At 44.9% G+C, this 18,051-nt stretch carries 20 protein-coding genes; all 20 read left to right on the top strand.

Translation table 11 applies throughout. The features are described 5' to 3' along the window. Window positions 1–33 precede the first annotated feature (33 nt). The 20 genes from dprA (at window position 34) to SFC66_RS09885 (ending at window position 18,031) form a co-directional block, all read left to right on the top strand. Window positions 34–930, top strand: coding sequence for a DNA-processing protein DprA (dprA, locus tag SFC66_RS09980; RefSeq protein ID WP_411218536.1), 897 nt, complete (start codon window positions 34–36; stop codon window positions 928–930). Between the two features lie 152 nt (window positions 931–1,082). Continuing rightward, window positions 1,083–3,164 carry a type I DNA topoisomerase gene (gene topA, locus SFC66_RS09975; RefSeq protein WP_411218535.1) on the top strand — a complete coding sequence of 694 codons (2,082 nt, stop codon included), beginning with the start codon at window positions 1,083–1,085 and terminating at the stop codon, window positions 3,162–3,164. A gap of 369 nt (window positions 3,165–3,533) precedes the next feature. Then, entirely contained in the window at window positions 3,534–4,442 is a 909-nt protein-coding gene (gene xerC / locus SFC66_RS09970; RefSeq protein ID WP_411218534.1) for a tyrosine recombinase XerC, read from the top strand. 15 nt (window positions 4,443–4,457) lie between these two features. Next, the gene (gene hslV / locus SFC66_RS09965; RefSeq protein ID WP_093726606.1) at window positions 4,458–5,006 is read left to right on the top strand and encodes an ATP-dependent protease subunit HslV; all 549 of its coding nucleotides are present in this window, start codon (window positions 4,458–4,460) and stop codon (window positions 5,004–5,006) included. A 2-nt stretch (window positions 5,007–5,008) separates the two neighbouring features. Further along, on the top strand, window positions 5,009–6,397 hold the full coding sequence (gene hslU, locus SFC66_RS09960) for an ATP-dependent protease ATPase subunit HslU (protein WP_411218533.1): 1,389 nt from the start codon (window positions 5,009–5,011) through the stop codon (window positions 6,395–6,397). Window positions 6,398–6,414: 17 nt separating this feature from the next. Beyond that, entirely contained in the window at window positions 6,415–7,191 is a 777-nt protein-coding gene (gene codY / locus SFC66_RS09955) for a GTP-sensing pleiotropic transcriptional regulator CodY (protein WP_411218532.1), read from the top strand. Between the two features lie 425 nt (window positions 7,192–7,616). After that, window positions 7,617–8,015 carry a flagellar basal body rod protein FlgB gene (gene flgB, locus SFC66_RS09950; protein WP_411218531.1) on the top strand — a complete coding sequence of 133 codons (399 nt, stop codon included), beginning with the start codon at window positions 7,617–7,619 and terminating at the stop codon, window positions 8,013–8,015. Window positions 8,016–8,017: 2 nt separating this feature from the next. Continuing rightward, the gene (flgC, locus tag SFC66_RS09945; protein ID WP_411218530.1) at window positions 8,018–8,473 is read left to right on the top strand and encodes a flagellar basal body rod protein FlgC; all 456 of its coding nucleotides are present in this window, start codon (window positions 8,018–8,020) and stop codon (window positions 8,471–8,473) included. Window positions 8,474–8,486: 13 nt separating this feature from the next. Then, on the top strand, window positions 8,487–8,786 hold the full coding sequence (gene fliE, locus SFC66_RS09940) for a flagellar hook-basal body complex protein FliE (protein ID WP_411218529.1): 300 nt from the start codon (window positions 8,487–8,489) through the stop codon (window positions 8,784–8,786). A gap of 75 nt (window positions 8,787–8,861) precedes the next feature. Beyond that, entirely contained in the window at window positions 8,862–10,478 is a 1,617-nt protein-coding gene (fliF, locus tag SFC66_RS09935) for a flagellar basal-body MS-ring/collar protein FliF (protein ID WP_411218528.1), read from the top strand. Between the two features lie 15 nt (window positions 10,479–10,493). Further along, on the top strand, window positions 10,494–11,507 hold the full coding sequence (gene fliG, locus SFC66_RS09930; RefSeq protein WP_411218527.1) for a flagellar motor switch protein FliG: 1,014 nt from the start codon (window positions 10,494–10,496) through the stop codon (window positions 11,505–11,507). Further along, the gene (gene fliH, locus SFC66_RS09925) at window positions 11,500–12,246 is read left to right on the top strand and encodes a flagellar assembly protein FliH (protein WP_411218526.1); all 747 of its coding nucleotides are present in this window, start codon (window positions 11,500–11,502) and stop codon (window positions 12,244–12,246) included. Before fliG ends, fliH begins: the two co-directional genes overlap by 8 nt. Further along, window positions 12,246–13,556, top strand: a complete 1,311-nt coding sequence (gene fliI / locus SFC66_RS09920; protein WP_411218525.1) for a flagellar protein export ATPase FliI — start codon at window positions 12,246–12,248, stop codon at window positions 13,554–13,556. Before fliH ends, fliI begins: the two co-directional genes overlap by 1 nt. Before the next feature lie 4 nt (window positions 13,557–13,560). Continuing rightward, window positions 13,561–14,007: a flagellar export protein FliJ gene (fliJ, locus tag SFC66_RS09915; RefSeq protein ID WP_411218524.1), complete on the top strand. Its 447-nt coding sequence runs from the start codon at window positions 13,561–13,563 to the stop codon at window positions 14,005–14,007. 3 nt (window positions 14,008–14,010) lie between these two features. Beyond that, window positions 14,011–14,643, top strand: coding sequence for a MotE family protein (locus SFC66_RS09910; RefSeq protein WP_411218523.1), 633 nt, complete (start codon window positions 14,011–14,013; stop codon window positions 14,641–14,643). Beyond that, window positions 14,636–16,024: a flagellar hook-length control protein FliK gene (locus SFC66_RS09905; protein ID WP_411218522.1), complete on the top strand. Its 1,389-nt coding sequence runs from the start codon at window positions 14,636–14,638 to the stop codon at window positions 16,022–16,024. Before SFC66_RS09910 ends, SFC66_RS09905 begins: the two co-directional genes overlap by 8 nt. Continuing rightward, window positions 16,021–16,464: a flagellar hook capping FlgD N-terminal domain-containing protein gene (locus SFC66_RS09900; protein WP_411218521.1), complete on the top strand. Its 444-nt coding sequence runs from the start codon at window positions 16,021–16,023 to the stop codon at window positions 16,462–16,464. Before SFC66_RS09905 ends, SFC66_RS09900 begins: the two co-directional genes overlap by 4 nt. Before the next feature lie 21 nt (window positions 16,465–16,485). After that, window positions 16,486–17,364, top strand: a complete 879-nt coding sequence (locus SFC66_RS09895) for a flagellar hook-basal body complex protein (protein ID WP_411218520.1) — start codon at window positions 16,486–16,488, stop codon at window positions 17,362–17,364. Window positions 17,365–17,400: 36 nt separating this feature from the next. Continuing rightward, on the top strand, window positions 17,401–17,619 hold the full coding sequence (locus SFC66_RS09890) for a flagellar FlbD family protein (RefSeq protein WP_411218519.1): 219 nt from the start codon (window positions 17,401–17,403) through the stop codon (window positions 17,617–17,619). After that, a complete protein-coding gene (locus tag SFC66_RS09885; RefSeq protein WP_411218518.1) occupies window positions 17,609–18,031 on the top strand; it encodes a flagellar basal body-associated FliL family protein in 423 nt (140 codons plus the stop codon). Before SFC66_RS09890 ends, SFC66_RS09885 begins: the two co-directional genes overlap by 11 nt. Window positions 18,032–18,051 lie beyond the last annotated feature (20 nt).

Genomic DNA, 18,051 nt, shown 5'->3' with positions numbered 1-18,051 from the left:
TTCTTATTCTTTTCTAAAGACAGGAGTGGAAAATTGGATAAACGTAAACGATTGCTGTTACTGCACCGAGTGCTGCGGGGACGGCGCAAAGTCATGCAGCATATGCTTCGAATCGACCCTCAGCTGGACAATCTTCTACATGCATCCTCCCTTGAATTGACAACGCTTTATCAACTTCCTCACTCTTTTGCCGCCACACTGTTCCAAGAATTGCAGAACGAAGGACATGCTATTGCTCTGGAACAGGATATGCAGGATTACCACACGTTGACTTATTTTGATGAAGTCTATCCCCCAGCCTTGCGTTATATACCAGACCCGCCACTGGTTATGTACGCTGTGGGCAAAATGGAACTGCTGAGCCTTCAGCCAGCAATCAGCGTGGTCGGCACCCGCCAGCCGACGAAAGCGGCAGGTGAAAAAATTGCATATGTGCTCAACCCGCTACTGGCAGCTGGATGGACGATTGTGAGCGGAATGGCAAAAGGTATCGACAGTTTGGCGCATCATGCTGCCCTGCAGGCCCAAGGCAGCACAATCGCCGTATTGGGAAGCGGCTTGCGACACATTTACCCGCACTCCAATCAAAGATTATATGAAAGTCTCACAGCAACACAACTTGTCCTCAGCGAGTACTGCCCAGACCAGCAGCCGCTTAAACATCACTTTCCGGAGCGTAACCGTATCGTCAGCGGACTCGGGTTCTGTACACTAGTAGTCGAAGCAAAAAGGCAGAGCGGCACGATGCATACGGTAATGCACGCTTTGGAACAAGGGAAAGATGTATTCGCCATTCCTGGTGACCCTTTCAAAGATCAGACTGAAGGTTGTCATCAATTGATTGCGGATGGTGCAGGAATTATTTTCGAGCCGGGCCAGCTGCTTGACGAATGGGAGCATAATAAGTCGAAAAATATACACTTTATATAGTAGAAACTAGCATTTTTATGTATGTTTCATTACAAAAAATAACAAGTTATGTTTGACAAACGGAATATAAGTATTCAATAATAGGGAAGATTTATCGGAAGCTTAACTATAAAAAAACAAATAGAAAAGAAAACCTCTTGGGAGGAAACAATATGGCAGATTATCTTGTAATCGTGGAATCTCCAGCTAAAGCGAAAACAATTGAACGTTATTTAGGAAAAAAATATAAAGTAAAAGCAAGTATGGGACATATCCGTGACTTGCCAAAAAGTCAAATGGGTATCAATGTGGAAGAAGACTTTGAACCTCGCTATATCACCATCCGCGGAAAAGGGCCTGTGCTCAAGGAACTGAAGAGTGCAGCAAAAAAAGTGAAGAAAGTATATCTCGCAGCCGACCCCGATCGCGAAGGCGAAGCGATTGCTTGGCATTTGGCGCATAGCTTGAACATTGACGAAACGTCAGACTGCCGTGTCGTTTTTAACGAAATCACGAAAGATGCCATCAAGGAATCATTCAAGCATCCGCGCAGTATCGATATGGATTTGGTTGATGCACAGCAGGCACGCCGGATACTGGATAGGCTTGTAGGCTATAACATCAGTCCGCTGCTTTGGAAGAAAGTGAAAAAAGGTCTGAGTGCAGGGCGTGTACAATCCGTGGCAGTAAAAATGATCATGGATCGTGAAAACGAAATCAAGGCATTCGTTCCAGAGGAATATTGGTCGATCGATGCTGCTTTCCAATCCGGCAAAGACAATTTTGAAGGTGCGTTTTACGGAGTCGATGGTGAGAAAGTAAGCCTGGCGTCCGAGGAAGAAGTCAATGATATCCTCGGTAAACTGAAAGGCAAAGACTTCAGCATCGATAAAGTGAACAAACGGGAGCGCAAACGCAACCCAGCAGCACCATTCACAACATCATCTTTGCAGCAGGAGGCAGCACGGAAACTCAACTTCCGTGCCCGCAAAACCATGATGGTTGCACAGCAGCTGTATGAAGGGATCGACTTGGGTAAAAAAGAAGGCGGAATTACTGGTTTGATCACATATATGCGTACCGACTCGACGCGTATTTCGAATACAGCCAAAGAAGAAGCCGCCAACTATATCAAAGAAAAGTATGGCGAAGAGTTCCTAGGGAGCGGAGCAGTGAAAGGTAAGCAATCTGAAGGTGCGCAGGATGCCCATGAAGGTATCCGTCCAACTTCAGCTCACCGCCATCCTGACAGTGTCAAAGCAATCCTTTCACGTGATCAGTTCAGACTGTACAAGCTTATCTGGGAGCGTTTCATTGCAAGTCAGATGTCGCAGGCTGTACTGGATACCATGACGGTGCATCTTGTGAATGAAGGCGTGGAGTTCCGCGCTACAGGCTCCAAAGTCAAATTCAAAGGTTTCATGAAAGTATATGTGGAAGGTAATGATGATAACACCAGTGAAAAAGATCGCCTGCTCCCTAATCTCGAAGAAGGCATGACGGTGAAAGCGGATGAAATCACTCCGAATCAGCATTTCACACAGCCGCCGCCACGATATACGGAGGCCCGTCTGGTACGGACGATGGAAGAACAAGGTATCGGCCGTCCTTCCACGTATGCACCGACACTTGATACCATCCAGCGCCGCGGCTATGTGACGCTTGATAACAAGCGTTTCGTTCCGACCGAGCTTGGCGAAATCGTCATAGATATCTTGAAGGAATTCTTCCCTGAAATCATCGATTTGGAATTTACGGTGAAGATGGAAGAAGATCTTGACCACGTAGAAGAAGGCAAGACTCAGTGGGTGACGATCATTGATGATTTCTACAAAGGATTCGATACACGCTTGGAAAAAGCTGAACAGGAAATGGAAAAAATCGAGATACGTGACGAACCTGCCGGCATTGATTGCGAGGAATGTGGTCATGAGATGGTCTATAAAATGGGACGCTACGGTAAGTTTCTTGCCTGTTCCAATTTCCCGGATTGCCGCAATACGAAGCCTATCCTGAAAAAAATCGGTGTCACATGCCCAAAATGTAAGGAAGGCGAAGTCGTCGAACGCAAATCGAAGAAAAATCGTGTGTTTTACGGTTGTGATCAATATCCTGATTGCGATTTCCTCAGCTGGGATAAACCCATTTCGAGACCTTGTCCGAAATGTGCAAGCATGCTTGTCGAAAAGAAAGCCAAAAAAGGAACGCAGATTACATGTTCGAGCTGTGATTATAAAGAAGAAGTTCAGCAGTGATATGAAACCCCCAGCTTTTGATAAGCTGGGGGTTTTTGCTTCAATTGTTAAGACTTTGTGAAAACAAGAACAGAAACTAGAAATTATTTGACACAGATTTGTACGAGGTCTATAATAACGGATTGGAAAGGTATTTTGCTTGACACCTTGAGAGGGAAATACCGGGTCATGCATGAAGGCAGGGGAAACGTTGAGTCAACGAAGGCGAGTTTCCTTAAATTGAGGGTATAGTAAGTGGAAATCACATGGAGCAGGATCGAACTGTGATGCTGACATCAATTCAGAATTTTTCTACAATTGTATTTCTTTCGTTTGCTTCTGCGCTTGAAACTGTGTTAAGCTTTATACGCTTGAAGTGAGGAGATCAATTTGAAAAGAGCAGAACAGTATGTACAAGATTTTAAATCTTATCTGCAAGTGGAGAAACACGCATCTCCGCATACCGTTTACTATTATCTGAATGATGTGAATTTTTTCCTGGGATTTCTTGAAGCGGAATCTGTTCCATTTCAACAGGCAGATCCCGCAGTTGTCCGCATATTCCTGACGCAGCTATATGATAAAAAGCTGTCCAGGAGAACTGTTTCGCGCAAGATATCCAGTTTGCGTTCTTTTTATAAATTCCTGGAAAGGGAAGGTGTTGTATCGGCTAATCCATTCCTGCGCCTCGTCCAGCCGAAAGCTCCAGCGTACGTTCCTAGTTTTTTATATGAACAGGAGCTTGAGAAGTTGTTTGATGCTTCCGATTTGGAGAGCCCATTAGGTCAAAGGGACCAAGCCATCCTTGAGTGTCTTTACGGAACGGGTATGCGGGTCAGCGAATGTGCCGGCATATCGATCGATGATATCGATTTATCGATTGGAACTGTACTCGTACGCGGAAAAGGACGCAAGGAAAGGTATGTCCCGTTCGGCAGCTTTATGGAAAAAGCGATACAGACATACTTACAGGACGGACGTAACCGGCTTTTGGAGAAATCGAAAGAAAGCACAGGCAAACTGTTCTTGAACAGCAGAGGAAAACCGATCACGGAACGGGGGATCCGCCTCATCCTGAACAAACTGGTTGAGCAGTCCGCTGTACATATGCACCTGCATCCGCACAAGCTGCGCCACACATTTGCCACGCACATGCTGAATGAAGGTGCTGATTTGCGTGCTGTGCAGGAACTTCTCGGTCATGAACATCTGTCTTCCACACAGATTTATACGCATGTGACGAAGGATAGGCTGCGTACGATATATATGAATACCCATCCGAGAGCGAATCGGGAATAAAGGAGATGGATAACCATGAGTTCTGAATTTCATGCCACCACGATATTCGCTGTGCGTCATAAAGGGGAATGCGCCATGTCCGGAGACGGACAAGTGACACTGGGCAATCAAGTAGTCATGAAACATAAAGCTAAGAAAGTCAGAAGGCTTTTCAAAGGGCAGGTCCTGGCTGGTTTTGCCGGATCTGTAGCTGATGCGTTTACGCTTTTTGAGAAATTCGAAGGCAAGCTGGAAGCGTATAATGGGAACCTTGCCAGAGCTGCTGTTGAATTGGCGAAGGAATGGCGCAGTGATCAGGTCCTTCGTAAACTGGAAGCGATGCTGATCGTGATGAATAAGGAGCAGATGTTTCTTGTATCGGGAACAGGGGAAGTCATTGAACCGGATGACGATATCCTTGCTATCGGCTCAGGAGGCAATTTTGCCTTGAGTGCAGGACGCGCCCTGAAAAGATATTCCGAAGAGAAGTCAGCAGCTGAAATTGCACAGGCTGCACTTGAAATCGCCGGGGAAATCTGTGTATTCACGAATGATCAAATCACGTTGGAAACATTGGAGGCGTAATGATGGAGGCTAATTTAACCCCTAAACAAATCGTAGCGCAGCTGGATCGATATATCATAGGACAGCAAAATGCAAAAAGATCGGTAGCGGTTGCTTTGAGGAACCGTTATCGCCGTATGCAGCTTGATAGTGATTTGCGTGATGAAATAACGCCGAAAAACATTTTGATGATCGGACCAACCGGTGTCGGCAAGACCGAAATAGCCAGAAGGCTTGCAAAACTTGTCGGTGCTCCATTTGTCAAAGTGGAAGCGACGAAATTCACAGAAGTTGGTTATGTCGGACGTGACGTCGAATCGATGGTACGTGATTTAGTTGAAGCCTCCGTTCGGCTCGTGCGGGAAAAGAAAGTCGAAGCTGTACAGGATAAAGCAAAAGAGCAGGCACATAAACGTTTGGTCAAACTTCTTGTACCTGAAACGAAGAAGCAGAACAATAACTTCAAGAATCCATTCGAAATGCTATTCAACCAGCAGCAGAATGAAGAACAAGAAGAAAAGCCTTCCGAGGAAATAGAATCCAAGCGCGCCCGTACAGAGCGGATGTTGGCAATGGGTGAATTGGAAGATACGATGGTGACGATTGAAATCGAGGAACAGCAGTCTTCCATGTTCGATATGCTCCAAGGTTCCGGTATGGAACAGATGGGTATGAATATGCAGGATGCCTTGGGCCAATTCATGCCAAAGAAGAAAAAGAAACGCCGGCTGCCTGTATCCGAAGCACGTCCGCTTTTGATCCAGCAAGAAGCACAGAAGCTGATCGATATGGACGAAGTGTCGCAGGAAGCTGTGCAGCTAGTGGAACAAGCTGGTATCATCTTCATCGATGAAATAGACAAAGTTGCCTCAAAAGGCGATCAAGGTGCCAATGTATCCCGTGAAGGAGTGCAGCGTGATATCCTACCAATCGTAGAAGGATCCACTGTGACAACGAAGTATGGGCCTGTGAAGACAGATCATATTCTATTTGTGGCAGCAGGCGCTTTCCATATGGCAAAACCTTCTGATCTGATACCAGAGCTGCAGGGGCGTTTTCCGATTCGTGTGGAACTGGAGAAGCTTTCCGTCGAAGACTTCAAAAAGATCCTCGTCGAGCCGTCCAACGCATTGCTGAAGCAATATAGCGCATTATTGGAAACCGAAGGTATAAATGTGGAGTTTACGGACGAAGCTGTTACCAGACTAGCGGAAGTGGCTTTCGAGGTGAATCAGGAAACTGACAATATCGGTGCAAGACGCCTTCATACGATATTGGAAAAGCTGCTGGAAGATTTAAGCTTTGAAGCGGCTGATATCACTATGGCAACGATTCAGATCACACCAAGCTATGTGGATGACAAACTTGCATCCATTGCGAAAAATAAAGATTTGAGCCAGTACATTTTATAAAATCACAGGAGGAAATCATGAAATTATTAGATAAAGCAAGAGATATTAACTTTATGCTGCAAAAGACAGCAGGAAAGGCTGTCAACTTCAATAATATGTCCGAAACACTACAGCAGGTGATCGAGAGTAATATCTTTATCGTAAGCCGCCGTGGTAAACTGCTCGGCGTTTCGATCAACCAGGCAATCGAAAATGACAGAATGAAGCAAATGCTTGAAGAAAGACAATTTCCAAAAGAATATACAGAAGGTCTATTCCAAGTTCAGCAGACAACTGCAAACATTGGCATCGACAGTCCATACACTGCATTCCCTATCGAAAACAAAGATCTTTTCCAAGGTGGTTTGACGACCATCGTACCGATCATCGGCGGTGGGGAACGTCTTGGTACATTGATTTTAAGCAGACTCACAGAAAACTTCAGTGACGATGATCTTTTGCTTGCTGAATATGGCGCAACAGTTGTCGGCATGGAGATTCTGCACCAGAAAACAGCGGAGATCGAGACGGAAGCACGCAGTAAAGCTGTCGTTCAAATGGCGATCAGCTCCCTTTCCTACAGTGAATTGGAAGCTATCGAGCATATCTTTGAAGAATTGGATGGCAGTGAAGGATTGCTGGTTGCAAGTAAAGTAGCCGACCGCGTCGGTATTACACGCTCCGTAATCGTCAATGCACTGCGCAAGCTTGAAAGTGCAGGTGTCATCGAATCACGTTCCCTAGGTATGAAAGGGACATATATCAAAGTTCTTAATAATAAATTCCTAGTGGAATTGCAAAAGCATACAAGCTAATGAATAAAGAAGCAGGCCAAAAAGCCTGCTTCTTTTTTTTGTAAACTTTAGGGACCTCTATACTATAAATTCGAATGGTTTAGGAGAGATTATAGAAAGCCCTTTCATAGTTTGGGGTATGATTCATCCTGCACCGTAGTAAAATGTATTCAGTTTTTTTGATATTGAAAGGAAAAAAGCCGGGAAATAGATAAGGAATAATAGGCTTTAATCATGCTATCAAAAAAGTTAACATATAAAAGGAGGTCAAAACTGTAAGTAAATGTATGTCATATAGTCATAAAGGCTTAGTATGCTTAGACCATTTTTACATATATAAGAAAATTATCACAGAAGATATAGACATGAACTAATCCTTTCAATACAATAATCGTGTAGATTAGAGCAGGTTCGACACCGTACATAGAACTCTAGGAGGGATTACAATGGACCTATATGGTAAAACAATTCAGTCTTTGGACCGTTCATTGGATTATGCCACTCTTAAAAATCAAACCATATCCAATAATATTGCGAATGCTGATACACCCGGATATAAAGCAGAAGCTGTTTCCTTTAAAGATACATTGCAGGAAACGATGGATATGTCATTCACTTCCAAACGCACAAATCCAAAGCATCTGGCTTTTGGCAGTGCAGATGGAACTTCTGAATTCAAGGTGACAAAAAAGGAAGATACATCCTACACCAATAGCGGGAACAACGTGGACATCGATAAAGAAATGTCCGAATTAGCAGATAACCAGTTGTACTACCAAGCATTGGTAGATCGGATGAGCGGGAAATTCAACAGCTTATCCAAAGTCATCAAGGGAGGCAATTGAATTTGACTATTTTTTCTTCGCTTAATACTAGCGCTAGCGCATTGACAGCTCAGCGATTGCGAATGGATGTTGTATCATCGAATATTGCGAATGCAGAAACAACCCGTGCGACCATTGATGAAAATGGAGATTATGTTCCATACAGAAGGAAAATGGTTTCGCTTGAATCAAAGGATTCGAACAGTTTCTCATCATTTTTGGAACGAGCGCAAGGGAATTCTTCGAAATCAGGTGGTGTGAGAGTTTCAGAAATCACTGATGATGAATCGGAATTCCAGATGGTTTACAATCCCACCTCTCCCGACGCGAATGAGGAAGGGTATGTTGCAATGCCGAATGTCGACCCTTTAAAGGAAATGACGGATCTGATCAGTGCTACCCGTTCTTATGAAGCAAACGTTACGGCAATGAATGCAACGAAAGGTATGCTCCAGAAAGCATTGGAAATCGGTAAATAAAGGAGGGTGACAAATGGCAGTTGAGGGAATCAGCGGTGCGGCTGGACTAAGCGGGCTAACACCCATCAAGCAGACAACACCCGCACAAGCGCAAGCGAGCTTCACAGATAGCTTGAAATCAGCAATTGATGGTTTGAATGCAACACAGCAGGAATCGGATAAAATGACACAAGCACTTGCAACCGGAGAAGTGGATAATCTCCATGATGTCATGATTGCGTCTCAAAAAGCGAGTGTTGCACTGGATGCAGCTGTGCAAGTGCAAAAGAAAGCAATTGACGCCTATACTGAAATGATGCGCATGTCCATGTAAAAGGATGGAAACACCCATCCTAGTAAAGAGGATATGCTTTTGTTATGAATTTGACCTAAGCTTTGGGGGAACCAGATGAATCAGCGAATTGCAAGTTACAAAGAAAAGATAACTAGTTTCTGGCAAACAAGACCAGGATGGCAGAAGGCTCTGCTTATACTTACCCCGATTGTTCTAGTTTTAATCATCGGTATCAGTTCTTATTTTGCAACAAAAGAAACGATGGTACCTCTGTATAAAGATCTTTCAGCTCAAGAAGCCGGAAAGATCAAAGAAGAACTTGATGCGCAGGGTGTGAAGTACGAACTCGAAGGAAATGGATCGACTATCCTCGTCCCGGATGCACAGGCAGAAGGGCTGCTTGTCGATTTAGCGGCAGAAGGGCTGCCGGAAACAGGCAGTATCGACTATTCCTTCTTCAGCAACAATGCTTCCTGGGGTATGACCGATAATGAATTCGATGTTATCAAGCTCGATGCCTTACAGACAGAATTGTCGACATTGTTGACAAACATAGATGGGATAAAGAGTGCGGAAGTTTTAATCAACAAGCCCACTGATCCGGTTTTTGTGACAGACGAGCAAGAAGAGGCATCAGCGTCAATTGTCCTGAACACAGAGACAGGATATGATTTTCAGCCCGATCAGGTCGAAGCGATGTATCGCTTGGTATCCAAGACGATACCGAATCTGCCGGAAGAAAACATCGTTATAACGAATCAGGACTTCGAATACATCAACATGGATACAGCCAAATCTGGCGGGGATGCTTATTCCAACCAAATGGGCATCAAACAAGAAGTGGAACAAGGCATCCAGCAGCGCGTACAGCAAATGCTTGCTGCGATGGTCGGCGGAGAAAACGTACGAGTATCCGTTACGACAGACATCGATTTTGATCAGGAAACACGAACAGAGGAACTTGTCGAGCCTGTTGATGAAGAAAATAATGAAGGTCTCCCGGTAAGTGTGGAGACAATCACAGAAACATATGAAGGCGAACCGAATGGAGACGGCGGTGCAGCCGGAACCGGTGAAGAGGAAGTGCCAAACGTTGCTGCCGAAGACGAAGCGGCCAACGGTGATGGTGCTTATAACAATGTTAAAGAATCCGTGAATTATGAATTCAATAAAATCAAAAAAGAAATTACTGAAAGTCCTTACAGTATCCGTGATATCGGCATACAAGTCGCGGTAGACAGCAACAAAAACACAGCTTCGGAAAATGGAGAAGCTGAACAGCTGACACAGCAAGAACAAACGCAAGTGGAAGAAAGCATCACATCCATCTTGAATTCAATCGTGTCTACGTCAGTCGATACAGAAGCGGCAGCGGCAATCACCCCTGAAAACAGTGTTTCCGTCGTCTTCCAGCCGTTCGCAGCATCTCCAAGCTCACAAGCTGATGATCCGGCAGGTGCTGGTATTCCGATATGGGCCTATGTTGTAGGCGGTATACTTCTGGCTGCAGTTGCAGTTCTTGTCTTCTTGCTTATTCGCTCGAGAAGAAACCAAGAGGATGAAGAATTCCTGGAGGAAGAAGCAGTGACGGCCCAGCCAGTGAAAGTTGAAGAAATAGAGGATACACCCGAAACGGAAGCAACATTGAAACAGAAGCAATTGGAAAAATTAGCACAAGAGTCACCAGAAGACTTCGCCAAACTCTTGCGAAGCTGGATGGCGGAAGACTAAAGGAGCAATGAAGGAATGGCAGCTGTGAAAGGAAGTTTGACAGGTAAACAAAAAGCAGCGATCTTGATGATCTCTCTTGGAGCTGATACAGCTGCAAACGTGTATAAGCATTTGACAGAAGAAGAAATTGAAAAGATGTCGCTGGAGATATCTTCTGTCAAGAAAGTGGACAGTGTTGAGAAGGAATCCATCATAGATCAATTTCACCAGATAGCCATTGCTCAGGATTATATTTCGCAAGGCGGAATAGCTTATGCAAAGTCTATTCTGGAAAAAGCACTTGGAAATGATGAAGCTGCTGCAATCATGAACAGATTGACATCCACGCTGCAAGTAAGACCATTTGATTTTGCACGCAAAGCGGATCCGACGCAGATTTTGAACTTCATCCAAAATGAGCATCCACAGACAATCGCACTGGTATTATCTTATCTGGAACCGGAACAATCCGGCCAGATTTTGTCAGAGCTGGCGCAGGATATGCAGGCGGATGTGGCAAAGCGCATCGCCACGATGAGCAGTACATCTCCTGAAATCATCAGCCAAGTCGAACAAATACTGGAGAAGAATCTATCGGCGACCGCAACGCAGGATTATACACAAACCGGCGGTATCCAAGCTGTCGTGGAAGTACTCAATGGCGTGGATCGCAGTACGGAAAGAACCATATTGGATGAATTGGAAGTCCAGGATCCCGACCTTGCCGAAGAAATCAAGAAACGCATGTTCATATTCGAAGACATCGTTACATTGGATAATCGTGCAATTCAGCGTGTGATCCGTGAAGTGGAAAATGATGATCTGAAACTTTCACTTAAAGTGGCTAGCGATGAAGTCAAGAATCTTGTATTCCAAAACATGTCCGACCGTATGGCGCAGACATTCAAAGAAGAAATGGAATTCATGGGTCCTGTCCGTCTGAAGGATGTGGAAGAGGCCCAAAGCCGTATCGTCTCTGTTATCAGGCGTCTGGAGGAAGTTGGCGAGATCATCATATCCCGTGGCGGAGGAGATGACATCATTGTCTAATATCTGGCAATCAGTCGCAGTAAAGGAATCGAAAGTGATTGGTATCAGACCGGTTTCGCTGGCGGTGGGTACGGAAGATGGTACTGATCATGCTGCATCACTCCAGCAAGAAAGAGAAACTTCCCGGCAGTTTATCCAAGATGCCAAAGCGGAAGCGGAGCAAATCCTGGCTTCAGCCAGGCAGGCAGCCGACGAACAGCGGAAACAATGGGAGTCGGAAAAGCAGGAACTGATGGAGCAGGCGCAGCTGGAGGGCTATCAAAAAGGGTTTGAAGCAGGTCAGCAGGAAGGCTTGCATTCCTATCAGGAAAAACTGACAGAAGCACAAAAGCTTACCGAACTGGCACAGCAGGATTATAAAGAGACTGTGGAAGCCAGTGAAGATGCTTTACTTGATCTTGGATTGAAGCTGGCTGAAAAGATCATGCATCAGAAATTGACGGATGAACCAGAAAGTTATCTGGCGCTTGTGAAAGGTGCGATATCTGACTGGAAAGAACGCAGCGATTTGCGACTTTATGTTCATCCTGAAAGCTATGAACTCGTCCTGCAGCAGAAAGAGGAGCTCAGCATCCTCACAGGCAAGGATTTTGACTTGATGATCATGCCACAGCATGACCTGCCATCCGGTGGCTGTGTGCTTGAAACCAAGCATGGAAGAATCGATGCGAGCATCGATTCGCAACTCGTTGTTCTCCGCGAGAAGCTATTTGAACTGAGACGAGAGGAAACAAACTGATGCTCGACCGATATATCGATGAACTGAACTCTTTGGATACTTATAAGCGTTATGGGAGGATTCACAGGGTCGTCGGATTGCTGATTGAATCACATGGTCCCGTAACCAGTGTGGGAGAGATATGTTATATACATCCATCTTCGGCATCAGGCGAAAGATTCTTGGCGGAAGTTGTCGGTTTCGATGATGAAAAAGTACTGCTGATGCCTTTTGCACCCTTGAAAGATGTAGGGCCTGGCTGCTTGGTCGAAGCAACGAATGCACCACTATCGATCAAAATCGGTCATGGATTGATCGGCAGCATCATCGATCCATTGGGGCAGCCACTCGATGGGAGTTTACTCCCAAAAGGATTGAAATCTTTCACAACAGACCGAAATCCGCCGAACCCGATGACCAGGCCGCGTATTTTAGAGCCGCTTGAAACTGGTGTACGTGTGATAGACAGTCTGCTTACGGTAGGTAAAGGGCAGCGTGTAGGCATTTTTGCCGGCAGTGGAGTGGGAAAGAGCACGCTGCTTGGCATGATAGCCCGTAAATCCAGTGCCGATGTCAATGTCATCGCCCTTATCGGTGAGCGGGGCAGAGAAGTGCGGGAATTCATCGAAAAAGATTTGGGAGAAGAAGGCATTAAACGGTCGATAATCGTTGTTGCCACATCAGATCAACCAGCACTTATGCGGATCAAAGGTGCTTATACCGCAACGGCGATTTGTGAATATTTCCGGGATCAAGGTATGCATGTCAACTTGATGATGGATTCCGTCACAAGGGTGGCGATGGCACAGCGGGAAATTGGTCTTGCCTCTGGTGAGCCTCCGACGACAAAAGGGTACACTCCTTCTGTTTTCGCAGCTTTGCCTAAATTGCTGGAGCGAACCGGAACCAATGAATTGGGTGCCATCACAGCATTTTATACAGTTCTTGTCGATGGTGATGACATGAATGAACCGATAGCGGATACGGTTCGTGGTATTTTGGATGGACACTTTGTACTGGATCGAAAATTGGCCGAACAAGGCCAGTTCCCGGCATTGAACGTGCTGAAATCCATCAGCCGGGTCATGCCGCAAATCACGGATGAAGAAGTATATCAGCTCGCACAAAAGCTGCGGACGCTGCTTGCGCTCTTTGAAGAAAACCGTGAATTGATACAGATTGGTGCATATAAAAAAGGAACCAATAGGGAAATCGATGAAGCGATCAACTATCAAAAGCCAATCTTGGATTTCCTGAAGCAAGGCATGCATGAATTCACAAGTCGTTCAGATGCAATTCAGCTGATGCAGCAGCTGTTAGGAAAGGGTTGATCCGATGGCTGATACAAAAGTATTCGAAAAAATATTGCGCATGAAAGAGCGGGAACGAAAAACGGCACAGCAGGCTTTTGCTGAGAAACAGCAGCAATTCGAAACAGCAGCAACGGCTTTATACGAATTACTGAAAAAGAAAGAAGATGCTGAATACCAGCTATCCGAAGGGTTGGCAGCTTCTGTTCCGATTCAGCGGTTATCCGAGCATCATGCTTTCCTGGAATCGATCAATAGGCAGATTGACCGGGCCCAAATAGCCGTTCAATTTGCTAGAAGCGCAATGATGGAAAAACAGGAGTTGCTTTCGGAAGCCTATATCGAAGTGAAGAAAATAGAAAAACTGTTGGAGAAGAAGCGGCAGGAAGCTTGGCGCAAGCTGCAGGAAGAAGAAAATAAGCAGATGGATGACATATCGATCCGCCAATTCTTAGCAAATGGAGCACGATAGCATATGGCAAAACAAAAAAGTGATCAACCAAAGAAAAAAAGCAAAGGAAAAGGTTTTGTCCTTTACTTTTTATTGCCTGTCGTACTGGCAGCAGCACTAGTTATTGCAATATTGGAGTTTTCGGGTGTTTCTGTCGCAAAGCTGGCATCCGGCATCCCAGTCATTGGCAACATGGTCAAGGATGAACCTGCAGCTGGAGGCAGTGCAGCCGACGCAGAAAAATTGAAAAAACAGTTGAAGGATCAGCAAGCCACCCTCGATATGATGAAAGACACAGAGGATGCGAAAAATGCTGAGATTGATGACCTCAATCAACAAATCGTCAAATTGGAAAATCAACTCAATGGCACGGAACCTGAGACTGCGCAGCCTGCAGCAGGTGACGGTCAGGCAGCAGAAGGCGAAGAGCCAGCAACTCCTTACAAGGAAGCATCATCATCTTTCAGTAAAATGGATGATGCCAAAGCAGCGGCAATAATCAGCAAATTGGATAATGAGAAAGCTTTAGGCGTGCTGCAAGAGCTCTCAGGTAAGAAACGAGGAACGATTCTAGCTGCCATGGATCCTGAAGCAGCAGCATCTTATACGAGCGCGATGGTCGATGCGGCAGAAAAGGAGGGGCAGGCAGTTGAATAATATCGTCTCTTCCATGCCTTTGCATTCACTGCAGGCTTCTCCTGTTGCGAATGACCAAAAGGGGACCAATGCAGGGAAAAATATTTTTCAAGATTTGTTTCAGCAAGTCACCTCAAAAAACAATGACGACATTGCAACGGCGGGTGACACTGTCCCGTTGATTTCAGATTTGCAAGATAAACAAGATTTGCAAATAGTCATGCAGGCGTTCTTTGATAAGTTTCATTCGGAAGATTCCGTTGACTTGGAAAAACAGCCTGAGGATGCTTGGGATCTTATGGAGCAAGTAATTGGGGAAGACGTTCTGGCAGCATTTTTGCCGACTCAGTTAAAAAACAGAGCAGAAGAAGTTTTGCGAAATATCAAACCTTCGCAACAGGATTCAGCTGTGGAAGATATTATGAATCAGCTTGAAGAATTACAAATTCAGTTGTCTGATAGTGCGGCTCTTCCTAACAGAAATGGAAGTGCAGCAGCCATGCAGCCTATATATCCGAAGTTGAATGCAGCAGTTCCTTTGACAGCCGGTGATCGATCAACAATGCTTCCATCAAAAAATGATGGACTGCCGAATCCTCGGAAAGATTTACCAACTGTTACAACACCAGCTTCAAACTCTGGCAATCGGGAGCCATTAACAGCACTGCAGACATCAAAGCTGATTCCTGGTGCCAATACGATGGATGGTCAGTCACTGAGAGGACAAACAGCGCTGCAGCAGCGACAAACACAACTTGAGCCGAAGATGACGGAGATTACTGATGCCATTCGTCAGGTTGTGAAAGCTTCCGGGAATAGTGAAGAAAAAGCTTTATCCGGTAACAATGCAACCATTCTTCAGAGACAAGAACCTCAGACACTTGATACCAAACAGGTAAGCGCGTTTCAAGTATCCAAACAAGAACAGCTTGTCATCCATCTGAAGCAAGTCGAACAAGCTCCGGAGCAAGCTGGCAAGGATTTGGTTCAAAAAATAGAACAAGCTGTAAAGTTCAGCAGTATTCTTTCTGACAGAAATGGATTGAAGGAATTGTCGATGCAACTCCGACCAGCAAACCTTGGAGAATTACAAGTGAAGCTTGTCCGCGAAAATGGTGATATAACGGTTCAGATCATTGTATCTTCCAAACAAGCGAAAGAGATGTTGGATTCTAACATTGCCAGTCTCAAACATATGTTTTCTCCACATCAAGTGAACGTTACGGAACGTGTCGATCAAGTTCAACTTTCTTCATCCGAGAAGGGCAGTCAGCAGCAGTTCCATGATGCCGCTGATGAACAAGAAAGCCGGGATAGCAGACAGCAAGAACAGCAGAACCAGGATGGTTTTGATACCGCATTTGCAGAAATTCTCTCTGAACAGGAGGACATATTGATATGACGACAACAGGCAGTATAGATTCCAGCTATTATTTAGACTCACAACAAAAGCGGACACCAAGCGCAACGCTCGATAAAGATGATTTTCTTCAAATCCTGATGGTCCAATTACAGAATCAAGATCCAACAAGTCCGATGGATGATTCAAAGTTCGTGGATCAGATGACATCATTCACGAATTTGGAGCAAGTCATGAATATCTCGGAAGCTGTGCAGTCTCTTGCAAATAATCAAACAGTCATGTCGCCTGTCCTTCAATACAGTCATATGATCGATAAACAAGTTACTTATAACGAATATGACTTGGATACAGGCGAAATAACCGACACCATCACAAGTAAAGTCACAGCTGTGACGCAAAAGGATGGTCACGCTGTTTTAGAGCTTGACAACGGAAAGTCGATATATGCTGACGCCGTCACCAAAGTAGGCAACGAATAAAAAAGAAAAGGATGATGAAGCATGTTACGTTCACTTTACTCAGGTATTTCAGGAATGAAAGGTTTTCAAAATAACTTGGATGTCGTCGGAAATAATATTGCCAATGTCAATACAGCTGGCTATAAGAAAAGCAGAATCACTTTCCAGGATATGATGAGTCAGCAAATCAAAGCCTCCACTGATCCAGTTCCAAATGGCAGAGGTGGAACAAATGCCAGCCAGGTTGGAACTGGATCACAAATTGGTGCCATTGACAATGTACATACTCAAGGTAACCGCCAAAATACAGATCGGAACTTGGATTTACAATTGGAAGGCGATGGGATGTTCATCCTATCATCCAATCCTCAAGTGAACAGCATTAATGATGCAGGAGTGAGCTTCACTAGAGCGGGTAACTTCTATCTTGATGGGGAGAGCCGACTTGTCAATAGTGAAGGTTTGTTTGTTCTGAATACGGTAGGTGAAGCCATCAGAATTCCTGAAGGTGCTACACAGATAAGTATTAATGGAACCGGGAAAATTTCCTATACCGGTGGGGATGGTCCGGAAGATGGTGTTACAAATAATACATTCCAGATCGCGCTTGCTAAATTCTCCAACCCGGGCGGTCTTGTGAAAAATGGCGGCAGCACATATGGCCTCTCTGCCAATGCTGGTCTAATGCTGGAAGAAAACTATCAAGGTGGAGAAGATGTACCATTGAATGGCTTCAAAGTACCTGGCAGTGAAGCAGATGGTACTGCGAAAGTTGTTGCTGGAGCGCTGGAAATGTCCAACGTCGACCTTTCTGAAGAATTCACGAACATGATCATCGCACAACGTGGTTTCCAGGCTAACACGAGAATCATCACTACTTCCGATCAAATCCTGGAAGAACTTGTTAACCTGAAACGTTAAAGGAGGTGAAGGGGGCTCTTTGCTCCCTTTCATAATATGATTCAGTTAACAAGATTAAATGGGGAAACATTGACATTGAATGCATTGTTCATTGAACAGATCCAATCCTTTCCTGATACAACGATCACACTCACATCTGGTAAGAAAATAATTGTCCGTGAGTCAGAAATGGAAGTTGCCAGGGAAATCCGAGAATTCTACCAATCTATCGGCTTGATCGGTACAAAGGAGAAACAAGAGAAGAATGAACGCTAAAGTTATCATCATCATTTTATCAGCTGTCATCATCTTGGGTGCTGGGGGCTATGCAGCATGGAATTTCTTTATCAGCCCCACTTCGGAAGCAAAAGAAGCCAAGCAGGCTTCGGCAGCAGAGTTAGCTGAGAATTCCGTTGAAACAGATGAGATCACAACAGACTTGGAGGACGGCAGTATCGTCCAAATTCAATTCCAACTCATCACAGACGGTGAAAAAGCAAAAGAAGAAGTAACCGCAAGACAATTTCAGCTGAAAAACATCGTTATCAAAGAGATGACGACGATGAACAAAGACGATTTCCAAGCTGGTTTATCGGACTTGGAAGAAAGTCTGAAGAAAAAGCTAAATGAAGACATGCAAGAAGGCAAGATAGAGGATGTCTACACAATCAGTAAAGTATTACAATAAACCACTGAAAAGCAGGAACG

It is taken from the genome of Terribacillus saccharophilus (genome assembly GCF_046592895.1).
GTDB lineage: Bacteria > Bacillota > Bacilli > Bacillales > Amphibacillaceae > Terribacillus > Terribacillus saccharophilus_D.
Note: the sequence above shows the minus strand (reverse complement) of the source record. Positions and strands in the feature narration are given on the sequence as shown.

Coding starts and splice junctions, on each gene's coding strand:
- topA (WP_411218535.1), top strand. CDS start 1,083: ATGGCAGATTATCTTGTAATCGTGGAATCTCCAGCTAAAGCGAAAACA.
- hslV (WP_093726606.1), top strand. CDS start 4,458: ATGAGTTCTGAATTTCATGCCACCACGATATTCGCTGTGCGTCATAAA.
- hslU (WP_411218533.1), top strand. CDS start 5,009: ATGGAGGCTAATTTAACCCCTAAACAAATCGTAGCGCAGCTGGATCGA.
- codY (WP_411218532.1), top strand. CDS start 6,415: ATGAAATTATTAGATAAAGCAAGAGATATTAACTTTATGCTGCAAAAG.
- flgB (WP_411218531.1), top strand. CDS start 7,617: ATGGACCTATATGGTAAAACAATTCAGTCTTTGGACCGTTCATTGGAT.
- fliE (WP_411218529.1), top strand. CDS start 8,487: ATGGCAGTTGAGGGAATCAGCGGTGCGGCTGGACTAAGCGGGCTAACA.
- fliF (WP_411218528.1), top strand. CDS start 8,862: ATGAATCAGCGAATTGCAAGTTACAAAGAAAAGATAACTAGTTTCTGG.
- fliG (WP_411218527.1), top strand. CDS start 10,494: ATGGCAGCTGTGAAAGGAAGTTTGACAGGTAAACAAAAAGCAGCGATC.
- fliI (WP_411218525.1), top strand. CDS start 12,246: ATGCTCGACCGATATATCGATGAACTGAACTCTTTGGATACTTATAAG.
- fliJ (WP_411218524.1), top strand. CDS start 13,561: ATGGCTGATACAAAAGTATTCGAAAAAATATTGCGCATGAAAGAGCGG.
- SFC66_RS09910 (WP_411218523.1), top strand. CDS start 14,011: ATGGCAAAACAAAAAAGTGATCAACCAAAGAAAAAAAGCAAAGGAAAA.
- SFC66_RS09900 (WP_411218521.1), top strand. CDS start 16,021: ATGACGACAACAGGCAGTATAGATTCCAGCTATTATTTAGACTCACAA.
- SFC66_RS09895 (WP_411218520.1), top strand. CDS start 16,486: ATGTTACGTTCACTTTACTCAGGTATTTCAGGAATGAAAGGTTTTCAA.
- SFC66_RS09890 (WP_411218519.1), top strand. CDS start 17,401: ATGATTCAGTTAACAAGATTAAATGGGGAAACATTGACATTGAATGCA.
- SFC66_RS09885 (WP_411218518.1), top strand. CDS start 17,609: ATGAACGCTAAAGTTATCATCATCATTTTATCAGCTGTCATCATCTTG.